Here is an 18670-nt window from a genome sequence, read left to right as displayed (position 1 = left end):
GGGCGGTGCTCCCGTAGCCTGGCTGCCGTCGAGCCGGTGAGTCGCGTCGGCGGATCGTCCAGCGACACATCCCTGTCGGGAGCCGCCTCGTGAACACCGCCGCTCCGTCGTTCCGCCTGTTCGATCGGGGCTCTTGGCCCGAGGCAAGCCGCATCGCTGGGATCCTGCGGCGGGAGACGGTCGGCGGGGTGCTGCTGGTCTGCGCCGCACTCGCCGCGCTGATCTGGGCGAACAGCCCCTGGTCCGCTGCCTACGAGACCATCCGGGACACCCGGGTCGGCCCGGCCGGCCTGCACCTGGACCTCACCCTGGGCACCTGGGCCGCCGACGGGCTGCTGGCCATCTTCTTCTTCGTCGCCGGGCTGGAGCTCAAGCGGGAGTTCGTCGCCGGCGACCTGCGCGACCCGCGCCGGGCGGCCCTACCGGTGGCCGCAGCGGTGGGCGGCATGGCCGTGCCCGCGCTGCTCTACACACTGGCCAACGTGGGCGCCGGCGACGGCGCATTGGCAGGCTGGGCCATCCCGACCGCCACCGACATCGCCTTCGCACTGGCCGTACTGGCGGTCATCAGCACCCACCTGCCCACCGCGCTGCGCACCTTTCTGCTCACCCTGGCCGTGGTCGACGACCTGCTGGCGATCACGATCATCGCGGTCTTCTACACGTCCTCTCTCGCCGTCACCCCGCTGCTGCTGGCGTTGATCCCGCTGGCCGTCTTCGGCTTGCTGGTGCAGAAGCGCATCCGCTCGTGGTGGTTGCTGCTCCCGCTGGCCATCCTCACCTGGGTGCTGGTGCATGAGTCAGGGGTGCACGCAACCGTGGCCGGGGTCCTGCTGGCGTTCACCGTGCCCGTGGTGCGCAGCGAGGCCGCCGGCGGCCCGGGCGCCGGCCCGGGACTGGCAGAGCACTTCGAGCACCGCATCCGGCCCCTCTCGTCGGGGTTCGCCGTTCCGGTGTTCGCCTTCTTCTCCGCCGGGGTCACCATCGGCGGGCTGTCCGGCCTCGGCGCCGCGCTGACCGACAGCGTCGCCGTCGGCATCATGTTCGGCCTCATCGTCGGTAAGACCATCGGGATCACCGCCGCCACCTGGCTGGTCAGCCGGTTCACCCGTGCGGAGCTGAGCCGTGACCTCGGCTGGCCCGACGTGATCGGCCTGTCACTACTGGCGGGGATCGGTTTCACCGTCTCCCTCCTGATCGGCGAACTGGCCTTTGGCGCCGGCACCGAGCGCGACGAGCACGTCAAGGTAGGGGTGTTGGCAGGCACCCTGATCGCGGCCCTGGTCGCCGCGGTGCTGCTGCGACTGCGCAACCGCCGCTACCGACGGCTGTGCGAGGAGGAGACCCTCGACACCGACGCCGACGGCGTGCCCGACGTCTACGAGCGGCCGAACAACCCGGTCACCTAGGTCGGGCACCGATCCCCTGTCCCGCGAGGCACACCTTCGACCCGCAGCTGTCGCGTCGGGGCTGAGCAGCGGCTGTCCCGGCGCGGCGGCGCAGACCGCGCCGGCCGCTGGGCGCCGAGACCTGCTCGTCGGGTGCCTGGCCACGGGCACGTGACGAGGTCATGTAGCTGGTCTACTCCCCATGTCGGCGGGGTAACCGTCCAGCGACAGTGACTCATGCAGGCGGCACCCGAGCCGCCACCACCCTCACCGAGGAGATCCCATGACCGTCGCAGCCGACATGCTCAGCACCTACCCCAAGGACCTCGGCGGCATCGACCGGGACGCGCTGATCGCCTGCATCGACGCGTGCGTGGAGTGCGCCCAGGCGTGTACCGCCTGCGCAGACGCGTGCCTGAGCGAGGACATGGTGGCGGAGCTGACCACCTGCATCCGGACCAACCTCGACTGCGCCGACGTCTGCGCCGCCACCGGCCGGGTGCTCTCCCGGCACACCGGGTACGACGCCAACTTGACCCGGGCCGCCCTGGAGGCCTGCGCTGCAGCGTGCAAGAGCTGCGGCGACGAGTGCGGTAGCCACGCCGAGATGCACGAGCACTGTCGCATCTGCGCCGAAGCGTGCCGCCGCTGCGAGGAGGCGTGCCGGGCGCTCATCAACGCCCTCGGCTGATCCGGAGCGGCTGGTCAGCCTGCACCGTCAGCCTGCACCGGATGTGGCCCTTCCCTGGGTCGTGGAGGAGTGATCGAGGCCGATCGCCTCAGCGCTCTCGGGCAGGGACGCCGGCCACCCCCTCCATCGCTGACCAGTCGCCGATCTGTGCTCGCCACCGCCGACAGTGCCGCGAGGTACCCGTCCAGCAGCATCCCGGGCAGACCGCACTCCTCGGCCGAGGCAGCGGCCACCTCAGCGACCACCGACGCGACGTCGTCGGGGGCGCGGCTCATCCCTCACTCTGCTGCCCCCGCCACAGCGGGGCCAGAGCTGTCAGGTGGGTCCGGCCCCCACACGCTGGGGGACCACCCCGTGCCGTTCGGGCTCCCGCTCGCCGCGTTCGCCGGCGAACGTGGCTGGCCACACCTGCTCAGCTCGCTCCCCCGGTCACGCACCGCACCGCCGTGCCCGTCGACCCCTGGCACGTCGGGGGCTCGCCACCAGCCGCCCACCAGCCGCCCGGCCGCCGCCGGCCCGGTCGTCCTCGTCCGCCCTGTGCACCGGGATGGCTGAGCCGGTCCTCGGCTGCTGGGGGCCTGCTCCTGCGGAGCCGAGTCGGGACCTGAGGGCGGCGCCGCGGCGGCTCCGCAGCCGACGGACGTCAGCCGTGCGGTGCGGACCAGCGGCCGGCGAGCGCGTCGTCCAGGGCCGCTCGCCAGCTGCGGGTCTCCTCCGCGTCGATCGCGGTCGTCTCCCGCGCGGTACCGGCAAGAGCGTCGGCGTAACCGCGCAGCAGGTCCTCGACCCCTCCACCCCGGGCGCGCCAGGCGACCTCGCGAAGCACCCCGGCCAGCCGGCGGAGCACCGCCGGCTGACCGTCGGCGAACTGCAGCGGCTCCTCCAGCCCCAGCTGCAGCAGCGCGGGAAACTGCCACCCGGGCACGACCACCCGCACCACGCCGTCCTCGTCGGAGATCCTCCGGCCGTCGGACGGTCGTGCCGCTAAGTCGCCCAGCAGCGCAGACACGTGCGAGAGCGCGTGCACCGCGGTCGTCGGGTCGTTCACCCCCGGCGACAGCGCCCGCACGGCGATGTCGACGACCTTGCGAAGACCGTAGGCGACGTCCTCACTGGCCGACCGCTCGAAGTCCAGCCGCACGGCCTCGTCCAGCGCCTCCGCCAGTGCCTCGAGTCGGGATCCGTCGGCCGACCGGGCGGGCCAGGCGTGCGCCATGGGCGTGCCCGCCACGACAGCGTCGCCGACGCGGACCGCCAGCTCGACCACCACCCCGGCGTCCCGTGCAGCTGCCGCAGCTGCCCGTTCGTCGATGCCGACGAGGAAGCCACTGGAGCCGATCGACAGCGGTGTCGGTTGACCCGCCCGCGCGACCAGACGTCCCCCTTCGGCGTCCGCCGTCCGCTCGTCGCCGGCCGGCTCGACCAACCGCCGGGCGATGGTCCCGTTGGCCTCGTCGTGGACGTCCCGCAGCATCGTCTCCACACGCAGCGCCCGAGCCAGATGACCGAGGAAGAGCACCAGCGCGATCACGCTGCCCAAGGTCAGCAGATAGGCGACGGTGATCGACAGTCGCGGGACGAAGGCGGTGTCGTCCTCGGTGGCGCTCTCGGTGCGCACGGTCCGCAGCACGGTGAGCGCGTAGACAAACGTCAGCACCAGCTGGGCCAACGTCACCTGCACCACCCGGTCGGTGACGAAGGTCTGCAGCAATCGTGGCGAGTACTGGCTGCTGCTCAGCTGCAGTGCGACGACCGTGAGGGAGAACGTCAGGCCGGTCACCGAGATCAACGATCCGGCGATCGCCGCGAGCAGGTCCCGCGCGGCTGATGCCCCGCCACCGAAGACGAATGTCAGGGGGTGGTCGCCGGGGTCTTCGAGCCAGCCGTCCACGGCAGGGAGGAAGACGCCCAGCCCGATGGCCAGCAGCACCCCGAGACAGGGGATGGGCCACAGCGCACCGCGCAGCCAGCCGAGCAGCCAGGCGACCGGCCCGCGGCGCATCCCGGACGGAAAACCCATGCCCGAGTCTCCCCTGTCCCCGGCTCGGCGGCCGGTCCTGGCCAGCTCGCCGACCGGCCGTCGGGCTCCTCCACCTGCACGCCGCGCTCCGGCCCGGTGCGGTGCAGCCGGTCGTGGGGACGGCGGTGGGCCGTCGCCGAGCACGACGGCACCGTCCCGGGTCCGGCACGGCAGATGCGCCGACGAGGAACCGGCGACCGCCGCGCCGGAGTGCCTCAGGCCTCGTAGCGCAGCGCCCGCGCCTCGACGTCGAACAGCACGTCATCCGCGGCTGCCGGGCTGACGTCGCCGCGCCGACGGGCTTCGAGAACCGCTTCTCGTTCTGCTTCGGTGGCCTGCGCGAGCAGCTCCCGCAACTGGTCTCCGGCCCGCTCGCCACCGGCGTCCCCGTCGACGAGACGCTCGACGTGCCGACGGTAGGCCAGCCGGCTCTCGTACTGCCGCACCACCGCGGCCCGGACCTCGTCATCGAGGCCGTCGACCGCCGCAAGGTGCTCCAGCGCCGCCTCGGTCACCGTCCGGTGCAGGCGCCGGGCGTCGGCGGCGACGTCCGCAGCGCTGGCCACACCGAGTCTGCGGATCAGCGGGGCCAGGGTCAGCCCCTGCAGCACCAAGGTCACGACGACCACCAGGAGGGAGACCAGCACCACCTCCTCGCGGGCCGGGAACGGGCCCCCGTCGTCCACGGTCTGCGGGAGCGCCAGGGCAGTGGCCACGGTCACCACCCCGCGCATGCCCGCCCACGACGCGACCGCGGACTCCCGCCAGCCGTAGGGCGTCGCTGAATCGGCACGCCGGGCGCGCCGCCCGGCCAGTGTGGAGGCGGTGAACAGCGTGGCCGCTCGCAGCAGGACCAGGACGGCGACCACGGCACCGGCCACCTGCAGGGTGCGGGCGTGGTCCAGCAGCTCCGTCGTCCCCAGCACGCTGGTCAGCTCCAGCCCCAGGAAGGCGAACAACAGACCGCTGACCACGAACTCGACGTAGCGCCACACCGAGCGCCCCAGCAGCCAGCCGGCCGAGGTCACCTCGCGGGACACCGTCGCCCGCAGGAAGAGTCCGGCCATCAGCACCGCCAGGACGCCGGAGGCCCCCAGGTGCTCGGCGAGCAGGTAGAGGGCGAACGGGACGGCGATGGTCACCGTGGTCTCCGTCGCCGCATCATGCAGCAGGCCCAGCGCGCGGCGGGCCAGCCAGCCGCCCAGCAGACCGAGCACGATGCCGCCGCCGACCGCCACGAGCAGCCCGACACCGACCTCGGTGACCGTGACCCCGCCGGCGACCACGGCCATCACCGACAGCTGGTACACCACCAGCGCAGTGGCGTCGTTGAACTGCCCCTCCCCCTCCAGCAGCGTGACCAGCCGCGGCGGCAGGTGCAGCCGGCTGGCGACGGCGCTGGCCGCCACCGGGTCCGGCGGGGCCACCACTCCCCCGAGGACGACGGCCACCGCCCAGGGCAGACCCAGCGCGTGGCCGACCACCGCCACCGCCCCCGCGGTCACCAGGGTCAGTCCGACTGCCAGTCCGAGGATCGGCCGGGCGGACTGCCGCAGCTCGCGGATCGACGTGGTCTGGGTGGCGGCGAACAACAGCGGTGGCAGCACCAGCGGGAGGATCAGGTCCGGCGCCAGGTCGGGTGCGGGAACCAGGGGGACGACTCCGAGCACCAGGCCGTAGATCGTCAGCAGGACGGGTTGAGGGACGCCGATCCCCTCGGCGACCGGGGTGAGCACGACGACTCCCAGTGCGAGCAGACCCAGCAGTGCGACGGCGTCCATCTGTCCATCGTCACGGCCATGCCGCCCTCAGGCACGGTGATCCCCCGCCGTCGCCGCCGAGCGGCATCGCGCATTGGCCTGGCCTGCCCCGTCAGCATCCACGTGGTGGAGGGGGGCATCGGCTGGGAGGCTGACACCCGTGACTGACGACAGGACGAAGCCGGTTGCCGACATCGCCTACGTCTCCGAGGTGCGGGTCGAGCGCCTCGGTGGACCGCTGCGTGCCGCCCACCTGCCGGGCGACGAGGAGCCGACCGTCTACGGCATGCACGGGGCCATCGCCGAGCACTACGGGATCGAGCCGGGTACGGCTCCCAGTCGTGCCAGCACGATCGATCACCTGGTCGGTGCCGCTCTCGGTTAGCTGACCGGGACGTTCGCCGGTGCCCTCGCGGCCCGGCGGATCGACCCCACCGGTCTGGTGGGGCACGCACGCGGCGAGGTCGAGCTGGAGGGCAAGGTGCTGGTGGTGAAGCGCATCAAGGTGACCTACACCGGCCTGAGCATCGCCGCCGAGGACGCTGAGAAGGTGCAGCGTGTGCTCGGGTTCCACGCCGATGGCTGTCCGGTGGCACGCAGCCTGAAGGGTGCCATCGACATCACCACCCAGCTCGCCTGATCTGCGCGGTTCGTCTCGGCCGGTGCCTGCGTTGGGCCGTCAGGCGGTGCCGGTGCCGGCCGATGGGCGAACTGGCTTCTCCTGCGGTCGCCGCCTGGTCCCTGCAGGCATCGGTCACGAGGTGATGACGCGCCGCGAGGTGCCGGCGCCGCTACCCGAGGAGCACCGATGAGCAGTCGCCCGTCCGCCGTCGTGTTCGACGTCAACGAGACGCTCTCCGACATGGCACCGATGGCACAGCGGTTCGCGGACGTCGGTGCGCCGGAACACCTGGCGAAGCTGTGGTTTGCGACGGTCCTCCGCGACGGGTTCGCCCTGGCGGCTGCCCGCCCGCAACAGCCGTTCGCGAAGCTGGCAGCCGGAGCGCTGCGGACGCTCCTCAGCAGCCTGGACCTGGGGCGGGACCTCGACGCAGCGATCGACCACATCATGACCGGCTTCAGCCAGCTCCCGGTCCACGCAGACGTCGCCGACGGCGCGCGGAGCCTGCGGGACGCCGGACAGCGGCTGGTGACCTTGAGCAACGGCGCCAGCCAGGTGGCCGACCAGCTGCTGACCCGCGCCGGCGTCCGTGACTGTTTCGACCTGCTCCTGTCGGTCGAGGACGCCGCAGCATGGAAACCCGCGCGGGAGGCGTACGAGTACGCCGCCGGCGCCTGCGGGGCGGCACTCACCGACATGATGCTGGTGGCCGTGCACCCCTGGGACATCCACGGGGCCGGCAGGGTGGGCATGGAGACGGTCTGGATCAACCGCACCGGCGCCCCGTATCCCGACTACTTCACCCCGCCTGGTCACACCGTCCCATCGCTCACCGACCTCGCCGTCCGGTTGGCCTGATCCGGCCCGCGGTGCTGGGCGGGCCCCGATCGCCAGCTGGGAACGCGGGGACCCGACCGGTCCGCGGCGCCGGTCACCGCCGCCGGTGATCGGGTTGCGACGCCCGTCACCAGGACCAGCCGTTGCTCCTCACCAGCTGGTGCAATCGCCGCCGGCGGCCGATGGCGACCGGTGCGGCAGCGTCCTGCTCCCGGCTGCGGAAGTAGTGCAGCACGGGGTAGGCCAGGTGCTGTTCGGAGGTCGTGGCGAGCTGGCCGGCGCCTGACCCGGCCGCCTGGGCCGGCTCACCCTGCAGGCGGAGCGGGGGTCGAGGCGATCAGGTCGAGCACCACGCGTGCGAGCTCCGGGCCGACGTCCTCCTGCAGGAAGTGCCCCCCTCCGGCGAGTGTCGTGTGCGGCATCCCCCGGGCGCCGGGGACGAGCTCCTGGAACACCCGGTCACCGCCGCCGGTGATCGGGTCCCCGTTGGAGAACGCGGTGAGGAACGGCTTGTCGAAGCGCGTCAACCCCTCCCACGCCGCGCGGTTGGCCGGGGCGGCCGGATCGTCCGGCCGGGTGGGCACCAGGCTGGGGAAGACCCGGGCGGCCGCCTTGTAGGAGTCGTCGGGGAACGGCGCGTCGTAGGCAGCGACGACAGCGGCGGGGAGCTCGGTGACCGTGCCGTTCTGCACCACCCGGCCGACGTCGAACCGGTCGGCCGTCGCGGCGAACCGCTGCCAGGCCAGGAACGCCTCGCTCATCGGGTGGTCGCCGGTGGGCAGGCCGGTGTTGGCCACCACCACTCGAGCGAACCGGTCGGGGTGCTCCCCCACCAGGCGCAGGCTGAGCAGGCCGCCCCAGTCCTGGCAGACGAGGGTGACCTCGCGGAGGTCCAGGCGGTCGAACAGCGCTTGCCGCAGCCACTCGACGTGGCGGGCGTAGCTGAGGTCGCCCTGCTGCGCCGGCTTGTCCGACCGGCCGAAGCCGACCAGGTCCGGGACGACGACACGGAGCCCCGCGGCGGTCAGCACCGGGATCATCCGCCGGTAGAGGAAGGACCAGGACGGCTCCCCGTGCAGCAACAGCACCGTCTCACCATCCTCCGGCCCCTCCTCGACGTAGGCGACCCGCAGCCGGCCACCGTCGAGGTCGTCGACCTCCACGTAGCGCGGCTCGTACGGGAAGTCGGGCAGGTCGGCGAACCGTTCGTCGGGGGTGCGCAGGATCTCCACAGCCCGACGGTATGGCCCGCCCGCCGGGCGGAGAAGAGCGGCCATCGGACGTGAGCGACGCGCCGGCCCCGAGCGGACGTTGCACAGGCCCACCGAAGTCCGGAGCCGGCCACGGTCACCTCCGGGGAGCCGCGGCTCCGCTTTCTCCCGGCGGCGCGTAGCCGACCGAGCTGCGCAGTCCCTCGGAGATCAGCGGTGTCGGCGATGGGACGTCCCGGGGCACCACGGTCAACCCGCCCTTGCCCTCGTACAGCACGAACCTGACCTGGCTGACGTCGAACACCCCACGCTGGCGGAGCTCGGCGTAGAGGTCGTTGTCGGTGAGACCGCAGCGACGCAACTGGCCCCGCCGGACCTGACCGTCGGCGACCAGCACGCGCACGCGGTAGTCGGTGGGCTTGCCCAGCAGCGGTTGGAAGCGGAGCAGGCTGGCCAGCCGGTGCGCTCCGATGATCGTCAGCAGCGCGACCGCGCCGGTGGCGTAGGACTGGGTCTGGGCGACGGCGGTGCGGCCGATGATCGCCCCGATGGCCACGGCGGCGGCGAAGTCGATGATCGTCCACTGCGCCAGCGTCCGGCGCTGGGCCACCCGCAGACCGACCAGCGCCGTGCCGTACATGAGGGCGGCCTTGGCCGCGACGATCCCGAGATCGGACCACGAGCTGGTCAACCAGGACATCCGCTGCTCCCCTCGAATGGCGGGAGCCCCCGCCTGCCAGCACCCTGGCACCGCGCAGACGCGCACGCCGGACGGGCAGACGGATCGATCCTGGAGATCCCCCGCCCTGTCCCGGGCCCGCTCCGCGCCCTGTCCAGGAGGGTCGATGTCGTCCTTGCCCTCCCTCGTCCTCCTGCTGATCTTCGTCGCCTCCGCCGCCGTGATCTGGGGTGCGGGGATCAGGCTGTCCAGCTACACCGACGTGCTGGCCGAGCGACTCCACCTGGGCAGCGCCCTCGGCGGGGTCGGCAACCTGCTCGGCGGCATCGCCATCCCGACCGTTGTCCTGGTCGCCCTCGACGCCTTCGGCGTCGTCGGACTGGTGGCGCTGCCGTGACCGAACTGGTGTCCGAGGACTTCCTCAAGACCGCCGTCGAACTGCTGGTCCGCCTCGTCGAGAGCGCCGGCGCCGTGATCATCTTCATCGGCGCGGCGATCGCGTTCATCCGCTTCCTCGACGCCGCCGTGCGGCACCGCCACGAACCGCACCGGTTCGTCGCCGTCCGGCTGGGGCTGGGCCGCTACCTCGCCCTCGGCCTGGAGTTCCAGCTCGCCAGCGACGTCCTGCGCACCGCTGTGGCCCCGACCCTGCGCGAGATCGGAGAGCTCGCCGCGGTCGCCGCGATCCGGACGGCGTTGAACTACTTCCTCGGCAAGGAGATCAAGGAAGAGCAGGAACAGCTCGCCGCCGAACGGAAGGACCCCGATCCCTCCGCCCCGCCGCCATGACCGGCGCGCTCAGCACCGCAGCGCTGCTGGTCACCGTCGCGGCACTGGTGTCGGCCGCCGCAGCGCTGCTCGCCACCCGCCGCATCGTCCCCACCCTGTCGGTGCTCCTGGACATGCTCCTGGCCGCCTCACTCCTCCGGCTCGCCCTCGACCCGACCCCCGTGCAGCTCGCCGGCACGGCGCTGCTGGTACTGGTGAAACGGCTCGCGTCCGCGGGCCTGCGCCGCGCCACCGCCGTGCGCGCCCGGACGTCAATGCCCGCACCGTCACCACCGAGGAGGTGGGCGCCATGACAGCGACCGCCCGGCACCACCGGCCGACAGCGGCTGGGTCGCGAGCATGAGCGGCCTCGTCCAGCGACTGCTCGACGTGCCCGGGTGGACCGTGCTGGTCGTCACCGGGGCGGTCGTGTTCGCCGAAGACGCCTTCTTCATCGGCTTCGTCATCCCTGGCGAGACGGTGGCCGTCCTCGCCGGTGTGGCCGCCAAGCTGGGACACGTCCCGCTCACGGGGGCCGTGCTCGTCGTGGTGCTCGCCGCGATCGCCGGTGACAGCGTCGGTTACCTGATCGGCCGGCGGTTCGGGCAGCGCGTCCTGGCCCTGCGGATCCTGGACAAACGCCGCGCTCGTCTCGCCCAGGCCGAGGACTTCCTCGCCCGCCGCGGGGGGACGGCGGTGTTCCTCGGTCGCTGGGTCGCCTTCTTCCGAGCCGTCATGCCCGCGCTCGCCGGCACCGCGCGGATGCCGTTCGCGAAGTTCCTGCTCTACAACGCCGCCGGCGGGATAGCCTGGGGAACCACGGTGGTCCTCATCGGCTACGCCGCCGGTGCCTCCTACGCCCAGGTCGAGAAGCGTTTCGGCACGGCCTCGGCGGCGGTGGTGGCGGCCGTGGTCATCATCGCGCTGATCGTCTGGCGGGTGCGCGAGCACCGCGCCGGACGTGACGGCTGAACGCCCCGACCGGCAGGGTCAGACCGCTCGCGCCAGCCGCGATCAGGGATGTCGGAGTCGCGGTTCTCCGCCCGGGTGACGAGGCGATCGCGATGAGGTCCCGTGCTGGCCCCACCGGTGGGGTGTCCGCGCCGAGCCACACCGCGCGCAGCTCCCGGAGCAGGTCCAGGCCCGTCGTGCGCACGGCCACCAGACGCCCCGAGGCCAGGTCGTCGGCCACCGTCAGGTCGGACAGCACCGCCGGTGCCAGGCCCGCTCGGACCGCTTCCCGGACGGCGGTCGCGGTGCCGAACTCGGCCACCGGTGCGCTGAGACCGGCGTCGGGACCGGGCGCGCGGGCGACCGCCGCCTCCAGCGCACCCCGAGTGCCCGATCCGGGCCCCCGGGTGACCAGCGGCGTGCCGGCCAGCTCCCGGGCACCGACCCCGCGAGTGCGGTGCGTCCACGGGTGCCCGGCCGGGACCACCAGCACGAGCCGGTCCTCCGCGATGACCTGGGCGTGCAGGCCGCTGGGTGCCTCCAGTCCCTCCACAAAGCCCAGGTCGGGGGTGATCACCCTGCTGTGGGGGCGGCTGGCCCGGCACAAGGTCGGTGCCGCCGCCGTGCCCACGCTGTGGATCGTGCTCGGCCCACTGGGCCAGTCGATCACCGCCGCCAACAACCTGGGCGCCCAGGCCCACCTCGCGGTCCCCGCGCCGTTCAACACCGCCTTCCAGGCCCTCGGCCTCGTCTACGGCCTGCCGGTCTGGGGCTTCGCCATGATGTGGGCCGCGCTCGCCATCGCCATCACCGTGCGCACCGCACGCCAGCACCTGCCCTTCTCGTTGACCTGGTGGTCGTTCACCTTCCCCGTCGGCACCGTGGTCACCGGCACGTCGAGCCTCGCCGCGCACAGCGACGACACGTTCTTCACCGTCGCCGCCGTCCTCTTTCTTCCTCGGCCTCGTCGCCGCCTGGGCCACCGTGGCCGTCCGCACCGCGCACGGCGTCTTCACCGGGCACCTGCTGCGCTGATGGGCTGATGCACTCGAGCCGGTCGCCGGCAACTGGCGATCACCTACGGGGAAGGGCTGTGGGGTCCGGCGTGAGGTGACCGCGGGCGACCTGCTCGGTGACCATCCAGACGGCCACCGTCTCGGCGGCCAGCAGACCGACCAGGACGAGCAGCTGGGCCGCGCCGGCCTGCAGCGCACTGCCCCCGCCCAGGAGCACACCGACGTAGGCCCCGGGCAACGTGACCAGACCGACCGTGCGGGTCTGGTCGAGGGCAGGCACGAGGGCGGTCGCGGCGGCCGGCCGGACGATCTCCAGGACGGCGTCCCGTGGCAGGAAGCCCAGGGCGAGCGCAGCCTCGACCTCACCGCGCCGCTGGCGCAGCTCGTCGAACAGCCGGCGGCCGGCCAGCGAGGCAGCGCTCATCGCCCCGCCGATGAGGATGCCGCCGATCGGGACGACGGAGACCCCGCGGAGAGGGACGGTGCCCGTTGCCAGCACCAGCGCGAGCACGGGCAGGCTGCCGGCACCGATCGGGACGGCGAGTGTCGCGACGCGCCGGGGCGCGCCCGCGGGGCGCAGCCCCAGGCCGGTGATCCGCTGCGCGGAGGTCACCGCGGCGATCGTGAGCATGAGGAGCACGAAGAGCGCCGAGGACCACAGGCTCCGCAGGACGACCGCCAGCAGCGCGGAGACGACGCCGAGTTGCACGACCGCGCGCAGCGCCGCGACCACGATCGGGCCGCTCTGGCCCAGACCGGAGAGGTGACCTGCGGCGGCGGCCGCGGCGACCAGGACGACCAGGACCACCGCCAGTGCCCAGCCGGGAGCGACCACCGTCACCCGCTCAGGCCTCGTCGTCCTGAGCCACGGCGTCGCCCCGTGGCACCCGGCCGGCCACCGCGAGATGGCCTGTCACCGCCCACCGGCAGCATCCCCGGCCTGAGGTGCGCCGGCCGTCGACGTGGCCGGCCCGAAGTAGCGCTCGCTGTCCTCCTGGGCGTGCAGTGAGGCAGTCAGCGTGCACGCCACGACGGCGACGGCCGTCAGTACGAGCACCGGCCGCTGGCTCGGCGCCGGCGCCAGCAGCGCGCGCACCCGACGGACGACGTCGGGTCCCCCGGCCGCCAACGCCACCGTCTCCCACCCGGTCCGGGGCGGCAGCCCTGCCGACCGCAACCCCGACCGGGCCAGCGCCCCAGCGACGACGGCACGGTTCCCGACGGCCGCAGCAGCCACCTCGTCGGCCCAGCGCTCGGTCGAGTAGCGCACGGCCTGGCGGACCCGGTGCTGGAGGGGATCCACCGCGCCGGCGAGGTCGGCCACCAGCCGGTAGACGTGGTGGTGGTCGACCAGGTGCGCCCGCTCGTGCAGCAGGAGCGCCCGCCGTTCCGCGGCCGGGAGGGCAGCGAGGTGCACTCGAGAAGCGAGGATGCGCCCCCCACCGGTCGGCACCGCCACCGGCTGGATGTCCTCGTCGGTGACGATCAGCTGACCACCGGAACCGCCGAGGTCCCGGCAGAACGCCCGCGCGGCGAGGAGGGCGCGGGCGCGGTGCACGGCGACGACCGCACCACGGCCGATGGCCGCGACGACGCCAGTGACCGCCACACCGCCCACGACCGGGGGCACGGGGCTGGCCGAACCCAACGCCCCGGCCGACCAGTGCCCGACCGCGGCCACCGTCGGGAGCCGGCCGACCAGGGTGAGCGCAAGCACCCCCACGGCCAGGAGGCTGGACGCCGCAGCAACCAGGGCGCTCGCGACGAGCAGCCGGGTGGCGGTGGCCGGCGGCAGCCGCCGGGCGAGCAGCGGAGCAACGACTCCCAGCACCGCGCTGGCCAGGAAAGGGCAGTAGACGGCGACGTGCACTGCTACTGCCCGCCGTCCTGCTGTGCCTGCTCGGCCTCGGCCAGCAACCGTTGCAACAGCGGGACGTCAGCAGGCTCGAGTTCGTCCAAGAACCGGGCCAGCACGACAGTCCTGTCGTCGCCGCCCTCGAGCACCCGGCGCATGCGTCGGGCGGTGACGGCCGCACTGTCCGCCGCGGCGTAGGCGTACGCGCGTCCTACCCGTTCCCGGGTGACCGCGCCCTTGTCGTGCAGCCTGGTCAGCGTCGTCATCACCGTCGTGTACGCCAGGTCGCGCTCCAGCAGCTCGAGCACCTCGCCGGCCGTGACCGGGCGACCGGCTGTACCGAGCGCGGCCAGCACCTCGTTCTCCAGGTCGCCCCGCTCGCGCCGTTGATCCGCCGTCATGACACTCTCTCTTCTACTACATCTTTCGTAGTTGGTCAGTTTGAGCTGCGTCGAGGCTGCCTCGTCCGGATCCCCGCCGGGCGCCGAGCCGCCGGCCGACCCGAGGGAAGGAAGGACCACCAGTTCCGTGACCTGGCTGCAGGCCATCATCCTGGGGGTGGTCGAAGGGCTCACCGAGTTCCTGCCCGTCTCCAGCACCGGCCACCTGACGATCGCCGAGCGGATGCTCGACCTGTCCACCGACGACCCCGGGGTCACGGCCTTCACCGCCATCGTCCAGGTCGGCGCCATCCTGGCCGTCATCATCTACTTCCGCCGGGACATCGGGCGGCTCGCCGTCGGCTGGCTGCGCGGGCTCTCGAGTGCCGAGGCGCGCCAGCAACTCGCCTGGCGTGAGGCCTGGGTGGTCATCGTCGGCACGGTGCCGATCGGGGTGGTCGGGCTGCTCGCCCGAGACCTCGTCTCCGGTCCGCTGCGCAGCCTCTGGGTCGTCGCCGCCGCCCTCGTGCTGTGGAGCGGCGTCATGGTCGTCGCCGAGCGCGGCGCACGCCAGGACCGGCCAGAGTCATCGGTCGGCCTATGGGACGCCCTCGTCGTGGGCGCCCTGCAGTGCGTTGCGCTGATCCCCGGGGTGTCCCGATCCGGCGCCACGATCAGCGCCGGACTGCTCCGCGGCCTGGACCGGGTCGCGGCGACCCGGCTGTCGTTCCTGCTGTCCATCCCCGCACTGCTGGCCGCAGGCGGCCTGGAGGCGGTGACCGAGAGCAGCGCCGTCTCGACAACCGTCGGATGGGGCCCGACGCTGCTGGCAACACTGTTCAGCCTGCTCGTCGGCTACGCCTCGATCGCATGGCTGCTGCGCCTGGTCGCCCACCACCGCATCACGGTGTTCGTCGGATACCGGGTCGGGCTGGGCGTGCTGCTCGGCATCGCGCTGGCCACCGGCGCCATCGCCGCCACCTGACCACGCCTCCCGTCACCCGCTCCCCCGCCGTCCCGACCAGACCGAGGTGCACCGTGCCGATCCCCCGCCTGATCGACGACGTCCTGCACGAAGCCAGCGGCCGGGCCGAGCGCCGGAACGCGGTGACCGCACCCTCCGGCGGTCCGGCAGGGAATGCCTTGCTCATCGCCTGGACCGGCCTGCTGCTGCTCGTGCTCATCGCCGCAGAACTGATCACCCTGCTCGACGTCCGCGGGCTGATCGACTGGCACGTCGGCATCGGCGTGCTGCTGATCCCCGTGGCCCTGCTCAAGACCGCCGCCACCGGCTGGCGCATCCTGCGCTACTACACCGGCCACCAGCCGTACCGCACCGCGGGTCCGCCGCCCACCCTGCTGCGCGTCCTCGGTCCCCTCGTGATCGCCAGCACCCTCGGACTGCTCGCCTCCGGGATCGTGCTCATCGTCGTCGGCGAGGAGCGCAGCCGTCAGAACCTCTTCACCGCCCTCGGTCAGCGCGTCGACCTCATCACCGTCCACCAGGCACTCTTCTTCGCGTTCGCCGCACTCGCCGGGCTCCACCTCCTGGCCCGCATCGCCCCGGCCCTCGCCCTGACCAGCGGCCGGGCGCCGGGCCGCCTCGGGAGCACCACTGCCGTCGCCGGCTCCGGCCGCCGCACTCTCGCCCTGTCAGCCACCGTGGTGGCAGCCGTCATCGCAGTCGTCCTGCTGCTCCCACTGGCCGACGACTGGCAGGACGACGGCGGCGGCCCCGGTGGACCACCTCCCGGTTCCTCGTCACCACCGTGATCCCGACCGCGGATGACGCCGGTCACCCAGCGGATGGCGGGGCGATCGAAGGGGCCTCCGACGCAGTCGTGGGCCTGAGCGAACTCGCCGGTGGGCCACTGTCCCAGGACCCTGGGCAGCAGGCCAAGCTCGCCGCCGGCGGGTACCTCAGCACCGCCGTTGCCACTGCGGCGCCAGCACCCTGCTCATCCTGCGGGCCAGCGATCTGTTGCACTCCAACGGCCGCAGCCTCACCGCGGCCACGGCGGTGGCGATCCTCCTCCACGCGGCGCACAACGCGGCCTCCACGCTGACCTCCCTCGGGGCGGTCAACTCGCCGACCGGATGACACCACGTGCCGGGTCCGCCACCGGCTCAGCCGTCTACCTCGCCGCCTGTGCGATGCTCGCGATCGACCAGCACGCCTGGCCGGCGCTGCCGGCGGCATTCCTGCTGGCCGGCGTCGGTGTCACCCTGGCGGAGACCGCAGAGTCCACCACCGTGGCCCTGGTCTCCCCGACCGGCAGCGTGGCAACGGCGTGGGTGTGCTCGGACTCGTCCAGTCTCTCGATTGCCGGACAACGGTGCATCACCGCGCCTCCCCGGTCGATGCGCAGCCGCGTGCTGCTCCACCCGCGGTTCCCGCCCCTTGTTCGCATCTGGGGATCGCAGAGCTGCGCGCCGCCGTGGCCGGCCGCTGCCATGGCATGGCATGCGGTCACCGCTGGCTTGTCGACCTCGTCACCGACGTCAGCGCCGGCCTGCGTCAGCCGACGGGACCAGCCAGCAGGTAGCGCACCGCCGTCTCACCCAGGTCGGCGGTGAAGACCTCGTCGTCTACCGGCACAGACGTCGCGAAACCCGGTCCGTAGGCGACGCGGATGACAGAGGTCGCAAACACCATGCCGAAGCAGGCGCGGACAGCGGCCTCCGCGTCGTCGTGCCGGATGACCCCGCGCGCCCGCAACACCACCCGGGCGAACCCCTCCCCCAGCTCTGCGCTGTAGCGCGAGCCGCGGCGGCGGACCTCCGCGTGCGCAGCCGAGACCAGGACGACCGCACGCAGGTAGCGCTCGTACCGCAATGAGATGCCGACCATCTCGGCCACTGCCGACCGGACCAGGTCGGCGGGCGCCAGCCCGACCCAGCGCTCCTCGTCGGCGAAGACGGCCTGGTCGGCTTGCAACCGCGCGATCCCGTGCTCGTAGACGGCCAGGAAGAGCGCGTCCTTGCTCGTCGTGCGGGCGTAGAGGGCCGTCGGCGCGACCTGCGCACGCTCGCAGACGGCCGCGATGGTGAAGCCGTCGTACCCGCCGTCCTCCAACACCGCAACGCCGGCGTCCAGCACCCGCGCCCAGGTCTCCCGGCTCCGCCGCTGCAGCGGCGGCCGGACCGCGAGATCGCCGAGGGGGGCGTCGTCCATGGGTGCATCCTCCCCGCCTTCATGGCCTTGACAGAACTGTGACGCGCACTACTGTTCCGAAGCAACGGTAGCGTTCGCTACTGTTCCTCCGCACAACGAGGTGTGCCGTGACTGTTCCACCCTCCCCAGCTCCCCGTGGCCGGGTCGCCGTCCTCGGCGCCGGTCCGGCGGGCATGGCCGCCGCTCTCGGCGCCATCAAGGCCGGTCATGACGTCGTCGTCTACGAGCGCTACCGCGAGGCCCGGCCGGCTGGCAACATCCTCAACCTCTGGCCGCCGCCGCTGAAGGCGCTGCGCTCCCTCGGGGTCGACACCGTCGACCTCGGCGCCCCCACCGACTCGGAGTTCCGGAACCTGCGCGGTGAGGTCCGGGCACGGGTCAAGCTCGACGAGGACGTGAAGCGTGAGTTCGGCGGCGGCTTCATCGGCCTGCTGCGGCCCGAGCTCTACGAGCGGATGCTGGCCGCCCTCCCCGCCGGGGTGATCCGGTTCGGCCAGCAGGTGGCGCGCATCGAGCAGGACGACCGTGCGGTCACGCTGCACTTCGCCGACGGCAGCACCGCCGAGCACGACGTGCTGGTCGGCGCCGACGGCATCGACTCCCTCGTCCGCCGCACGCTGTGGGGCGATGCGCCCAAGCGGGAGCACCGGCTGCACATCTTCGGCGGGTTCACCTTCGCCGACGTGCCGGGTACAGAGGCCAACAAGTGCATCGTCGGGCACAGCCGGACCACCCAGGGCAGCTGGACGTCGATCCGCAACCACGGCCGGGACGGCCACCAGTGGTGGGTGCTCACCGCCACCGACCCCGACGCCCCGGCGCCGGCCGACCTCAAGGCCGCTGCCACCGCGCTGGCCGCGGAGTTCCCCGCACCGCTGCCCGGCCTGGTCGCGGCCACCGACCCGGGCAGCGTGCAGCGCTGGGTGCTGCGCGACCGGCCCGCCCTCAAGCAGTGGTCGAAGGGCCGGGCCACCCTCGTTGGCGACGCAGCCCACCCCACCTCCCCCTACGCCGCCTACGGCGCTGGCATGTCCATCGAGGACGGCTACTTCCTCGGCCGGGCGCTGACCGGCGTCGACCTCGCCAATCCGGTCGCCGTCTCCCGGGCACTGCAGTCCTACGAGGACCCCCGCAAGCCGCACACCGCCAAGCAGGTCCAGGCGGCGTACGTGCTGGGGAAGGTCTTCCACCACGCCCCCGCACCACTACGGCCCGTCCGCGACTTCGTCCTGGACCGCACGCCGTTCCTGCAGAAGGTGGTGGGCGACTCCAATCCCCGCGAGATCAACAAGCAGCTCGCCTTCATGGAGGAGTGAA

Annotated in this window: 22 protein-coding genes; 13 read left to right on the top strand and 9 right to left on the bottom strand. The window is 72.9% G+C overall.

Features of this window, described 5'->3' with window-relative positions; genetic code table 11:
- Positions 1-89 precede the first annotated feature (89 nt).
- Both nhaA and FHL80_RS05815 read left to right on the top strand, forming a co-directional pair.
- Positions 90-1409: a Na+/H+ antiporter NhaA gene (nhaA, locus tag FHL80_RS05820; RefSeq protein ID WP_138732509.1), complete on the top strand. Its 1320-nt coding sequence runs from the start codon at positions 90-92 to the stop codon at positions 1407-1409.
- Between the two features lie 262 nt (positions 1410-1671).
- Positions 1672-2079 carry a four-helix bundle copper-binding protein gene (locus FHL80_RS05815; RefSeq protein ID WP_138732508.1) on the top strand — a complete coding sequence of 136 codons (408 nt, stop codon included), beginning with the start codon at positions 1672-1674 and terminating at the stop codon, positions 2077-2079.
- A 643-nt stretch (positions 2080-2722) separates the two neighbouring features.
- On the opposite strand, the gene FHL80_RS05810 is transcribed toward FHL80_RS05815, so the two are convergent.
- Both FHL80_RS05810 and FHL80_RS05805 read right to left on the bottom strand, forming a co-directional pair.
- Positions 2723-4099 (bottom strand): DUF2254 domain-containing protein, encoded by a 1377-nt coding sequence (locus FHL80_RS05810; RefSeq protein ID WP_138732507.1) that lies wholly within the window; start codon positions 4097-4099, stop codon positions 2723-2725.
- Positions 4100-4314: 215 nt separating this feature from the next.
- Positions 4315-5880 (bottom strand): Na+/H+ antiporter, encoded by a 1566-nt coding sequence (locus FHL80_RS05805; protein WP_138732506.1) that lies wholly within the window; start codon positions 5878-5880, stop codon positions 4315-4317.
- Between the two features lie 139 nt (positions 5881-6019).
- Here FHL80_RS05805 and FHL80_RS05800 point away from each other — a divergent pair, with 139 nt between their 5' ends.
- The 3 genes from FHL80_RS05800 to FHL80_RS05790 all read left to right on the top strand — a co-directional run bounded on the left by FHL80_RS05800 (position 6020) and on the right by FHL80_RS05790 (position 7339).
- Positions 6020-6244, top strand: a complete 225-nt coding sequence (locus FHL80_RS05800) for a hypothetical protein (protein WP_138732505.1) — start codon at positions 6020-6022, stop codon at positions 6242-6244.
- Entirely contained in the window at positions 6245-6499 is a 255-nt protein-coding gene (locus FHL80_RS05795) for an OsmC family protein (protein ID WP_138732504.1), read from the top strand.
- 168 nt (positions 6500-6667) lie between these two features.
- Entirely contained in the window at positions 6668-7339 is a 672-nt protein-coding gene (locus FHL80_RS05790; protein ID WP_138732503.1) for a haloacid dehalogenase type II, read from the top strand.
- Positions 7340-7623: 284 nt separating this feature from the next.
- Here FHL80_RS05790 and FHL80_RS05785 read toward each other — a convergent pair whose 3' ends face one another.
- Complete coding sequence (locus FHL80_RS05785) at positions 7624-8550, bottom strand: haloalkane dehalogenase (protein ID WP_138732502.1); 927 nt, start codon at positions 8548-8550, stop codon at positions 7624-7626.
- A gap of 115 nt (positions 8551-8665) precedes the next feature.
- Entirely contained in the window at positions 8666-9229 is a 564-nt protein-coding gene (locus FHL80_RS05780; RefSeq protein ID WP_138732501.1) for a DUF421 domain-containing protein, read from the bottom strand.
- Between the two features lie 145 nt (positions 9230-9374).
- On the opposite strand from FHL80_RS05780, the gene FHL80_RS05775 reads away from it, so the two are divergent.
- Genes FHL80_RS05775 through FHL80_RS05760 form a run of 4 tightly spaced genes read left to right on the top strand, consistent with a single transcriptional unit; the run spans position 9375 to position 10948 of the window.
- A complete protein-coding gene (locus FHL80_RS05775) occupies positions 9375-9605 on the top strand; it encodes a hypothetical protein (protein WP_216870461.1) in 231 nt (76 codons plus the stop codon).
- On the top strand, positions 9602-9997 hold the full coding sequence (locus tag FHL80_RS05770) for a DUF1622 domain-containing protein (RefSeq protein WP_138732500.1): 396 nt from the start codon (positions 9602-9604) through the stop codon (positions 9995-9997). The genes FHL80_RS05775 and FHL80_RS05770 overlap by 4 nt, the downstream gene beginning before the upstream one ends.
- A complete protein-coding gene (locus FHL80_RS05765; protein ID WP_138732499.1) occupies positions 9994-10290 on the top strand; it encodes a hypothetical protein in 297 nt (98 codons plus the stop codon). The genes FHL80_RS05770 and FHL80_RS05765 overlap by 4 nt, the downstream gene beginning before the upstream one ends.
- Before the next feature lie 46 nt (positions 10291-10336).
- Positions 10337-10948 carry a DedA family protein gene (locus FHL80_RS05760; RefSeq protein ID WP_138732498.1) on the top strand — a complete coding sequence of 204 codons (612 nt, stop codon included), beginning with the start codon at positions 10337-10339 and terminating at the stop codon, positions 10946-10948.
- On the opposite strand, the gene FHL80_RS25250 is transcribed toward FHL80_RS05760, so the two are convergent.
- Positions 10893-11504, bottom strand: a complete 612-nt coding sequence (locus FHL80_RS25250; protein ID WP_216870460.1) for a LysR substrate-binding domain-containing protein — start codon at positions 11502-11504, stop codon at positions 10893-10895. The two genes, FHL80_RS05760 and FHL80_RS25250, sit on opposite strands and share 56 nt — an antisense overlap.
- Here FHL80_RS25250 and FHL80_RS25245 point away from each other — a divergent pair.
- Positions 11497-11970, top strand: a complete 474-nt coding sequence (locus tag FHL80_RS25245) for an SLAC1 family transporter (RefSeq protein WP_216870459.1) — start codon at positions 11497-11499, stop codon at positions 11968-11970. The two genes, FHL80_RS25250 and FHL80_RS25245, sit on opposite strands and share 8 nt — an antisense overlap.
- 31 nt (positions 11971-12001) lie before the next feature.
- Here the strand turns inward: FHL80_RS25245 and FHL80_RS05750 are convergent, their stop codons facing one another.
- The 3 genes from FHL80_RS05750 to FHL80_RS05740 form a co-directional block, all read right to left on the bottom strand.
- Positions 12002-12784, bottom strand: coding sequence for an ABC transporter permease (locus tag FHL80_RS05750; RefSeq protein WP_216870458.1), 783 nt, complete (start codon positions 12782-12784; stop codon positions 12002-12004).
- Positions 12785-12856: 72 nt separating this feature from the next.
- Positions 12857-13813 carry a M48 family metalloprotease gene (locus tag FHL80_RS05745; RefSeq protein WP_138732497.1) on the bottom strand — a complete coding sequence of 319 codons (957 nt, stop codon included), beginning with the start codon at positions 13811-13813 and terminating at the stop codon, positions 12857-12859.
- Between the two features lie 2 nt (positions 13814-13815).
- Positions 13816-14346: a BlaI/MecI/CopY family transcriptional regulator gene (locus tag FHL80_RS05740; RefSeq protein WP_281283435.1), complete on the bottom strand. Its 531-nt coding sequence runs from the start codon at positions 14344-14346 to the stop codon at positions 13816-13818.
- Here FHL80_RS05740 and FHL80_RS05735 point away from each other — a divergent pair.
- Together FHL80_RS05735 and FHL80_RS05730 are read left to right on the top strand one after the other, a co-directional pair.
- Positions 14327-15163 (top strand): undecaprenyl-diphosphate phosphatase, encoded by an 837-nt coding sequence (locus FHL80_RS05735; protein ID WP_138732496.1) that lies wholly within the window; start codon positions 14327-14329, stop codon positions 15161-15163. The two genes, FHL80_RS05740 and FHL80_RS05735, sit on opposite strands and share 20 nt — an antisense overlap.
- A gap of 53 nt (positions 15164-15216) precedes the next feature.
- Positions 15217-15951 carry a hypothetical protein gene (locus FHL80_RS05730; RefSeq protein WP_138732495.1) on the top strand — a complete coding sequence of 245 codons (735 nt, stop codon included), beginning with the start codon at positions 15217-15219 and terminating at the stop codon, positions 15949-15951.
- Between the two features lie 745 nt (positions 15952-16696).
- On the opposite strand, the gene FHL80_RS05725 is transcribed toward FHL80_RS05730, so the two are convergent.
- Positions 16697-17353, bottom strand: a complete 657-nt coding sequence (locus tag FHL80_RS05725) for a TetR/AcrR family transcriptional regulator (RefSeq protein ID WP_138732494.1) — start codon at positions 17351-17353, stop codon at positions 16697-16699.
- Between the two features lie 107 nt (positions 17354-17460).
- On the opposite strand from FHL80_RS05725, the gene FHL80_RS05720 reads away from it, so the two are divergent.
- The gene (locus FHL80_RS05720) at positions 17461-18669 is read left to right on the top strand and encodes an FAD-dependent oxidoreductase (RefSeq protein ID WP_138732493.1); all 1209 of its coding nucleotides are present in this window, start codon (positions 17461-17463) and stop codon (positions 18667-18669) included.
- Position 18670: the final 1 nt, after the last annotated feature.

It is taken from the genome of Modestobacter excelsi, from assembly GCF_005930495.1.
Lineage (GTDB): Bacteria > Actinomycetota > Actinomycetes > Mycobacteriales > Geodermatophilaceae > Modestobacter > Modestobacter excelsi.
This window is presented reverse-complemented; position numbering and strand designations above follow the sequence as displayed.

Excerpts from the sequence above, each read along its gene's own strand:
- FHL80_RS05815 (WP_138732508.1), top strand. The coding sequence starts at position 1,672 with ATGACCGTCGCAGCCGACATGCTCAGCACCTACCCCAAGGACCTCGGC.
- FHL80_RS05725 (WP_138732494.1), bottom strand. The coding sequence starts at position 17,353 with ATGGACGACGCCCCCCTCGGCGATCTCGCGGTCCGGCCGCCGCTGCAG.
- FHL80_RS05760 (WP_138732498.1), top strand. The coding sequence starts at position 10,337 with ATGAGCGGCCTCGTCCAGCGACTGCTCGACGTGCCCGGGTGGACCGTG.
- FHL80_RS05740 (WP_281283435.1), bottom strand. The coding sequence starts at position 14,346 with ATGGCCTGCAGCCAGGTCACGGAACTGGTGGTCCTTCCTTCCCTCGGG.
- FHL80_RS05775 (WP_216870461.1), top strand. The coding sequence starts at position 9,375 with ATGTCGTCCTTGCCCTCCCTCGTCCTCCTGCTGATCTTCGTCGCCTCC.
- FHL80_RS05810 (WP_138732507.1), bottom strand. The coding sequence starts at position 4,099 with ATGGGTTTTCCGTCCGGGATGCGCCGCGGGCCGGTCGCCTGGCTGCTC.
- FHL80_RS05790 (WP_138732503.1), top strand. The coding sequence starts at position 6,668 with ATGAGCAGTCGCCCGTCCGCCGTCGTGTTCGACGTCAACGAGACGCTC.
- FHL80_RS05780 (WP_138732501.1), bottom strand. The coding sequence starts at position 9,229 with ATGTCCTGGTTGACCAGCTCGTGGTCCGATCTCGGGATCGTCGCGGCC.
- FHL80_RS05805 (WP_138732506.1), bottom strand. The coding sequence starts at position 5,880 with ATGGACGCCGTCGCACTGCTGGGTCTGCTCGCACTGGGAGTCGTCGTG.
- FHL80_RS05765 (WP_138732499.1), top strand. The coding sequence starts at position 9,994 with ATGACCGGCGCGCTCAGCACCGCAGCGCTGCTGGTCACCGTCGCGGCA.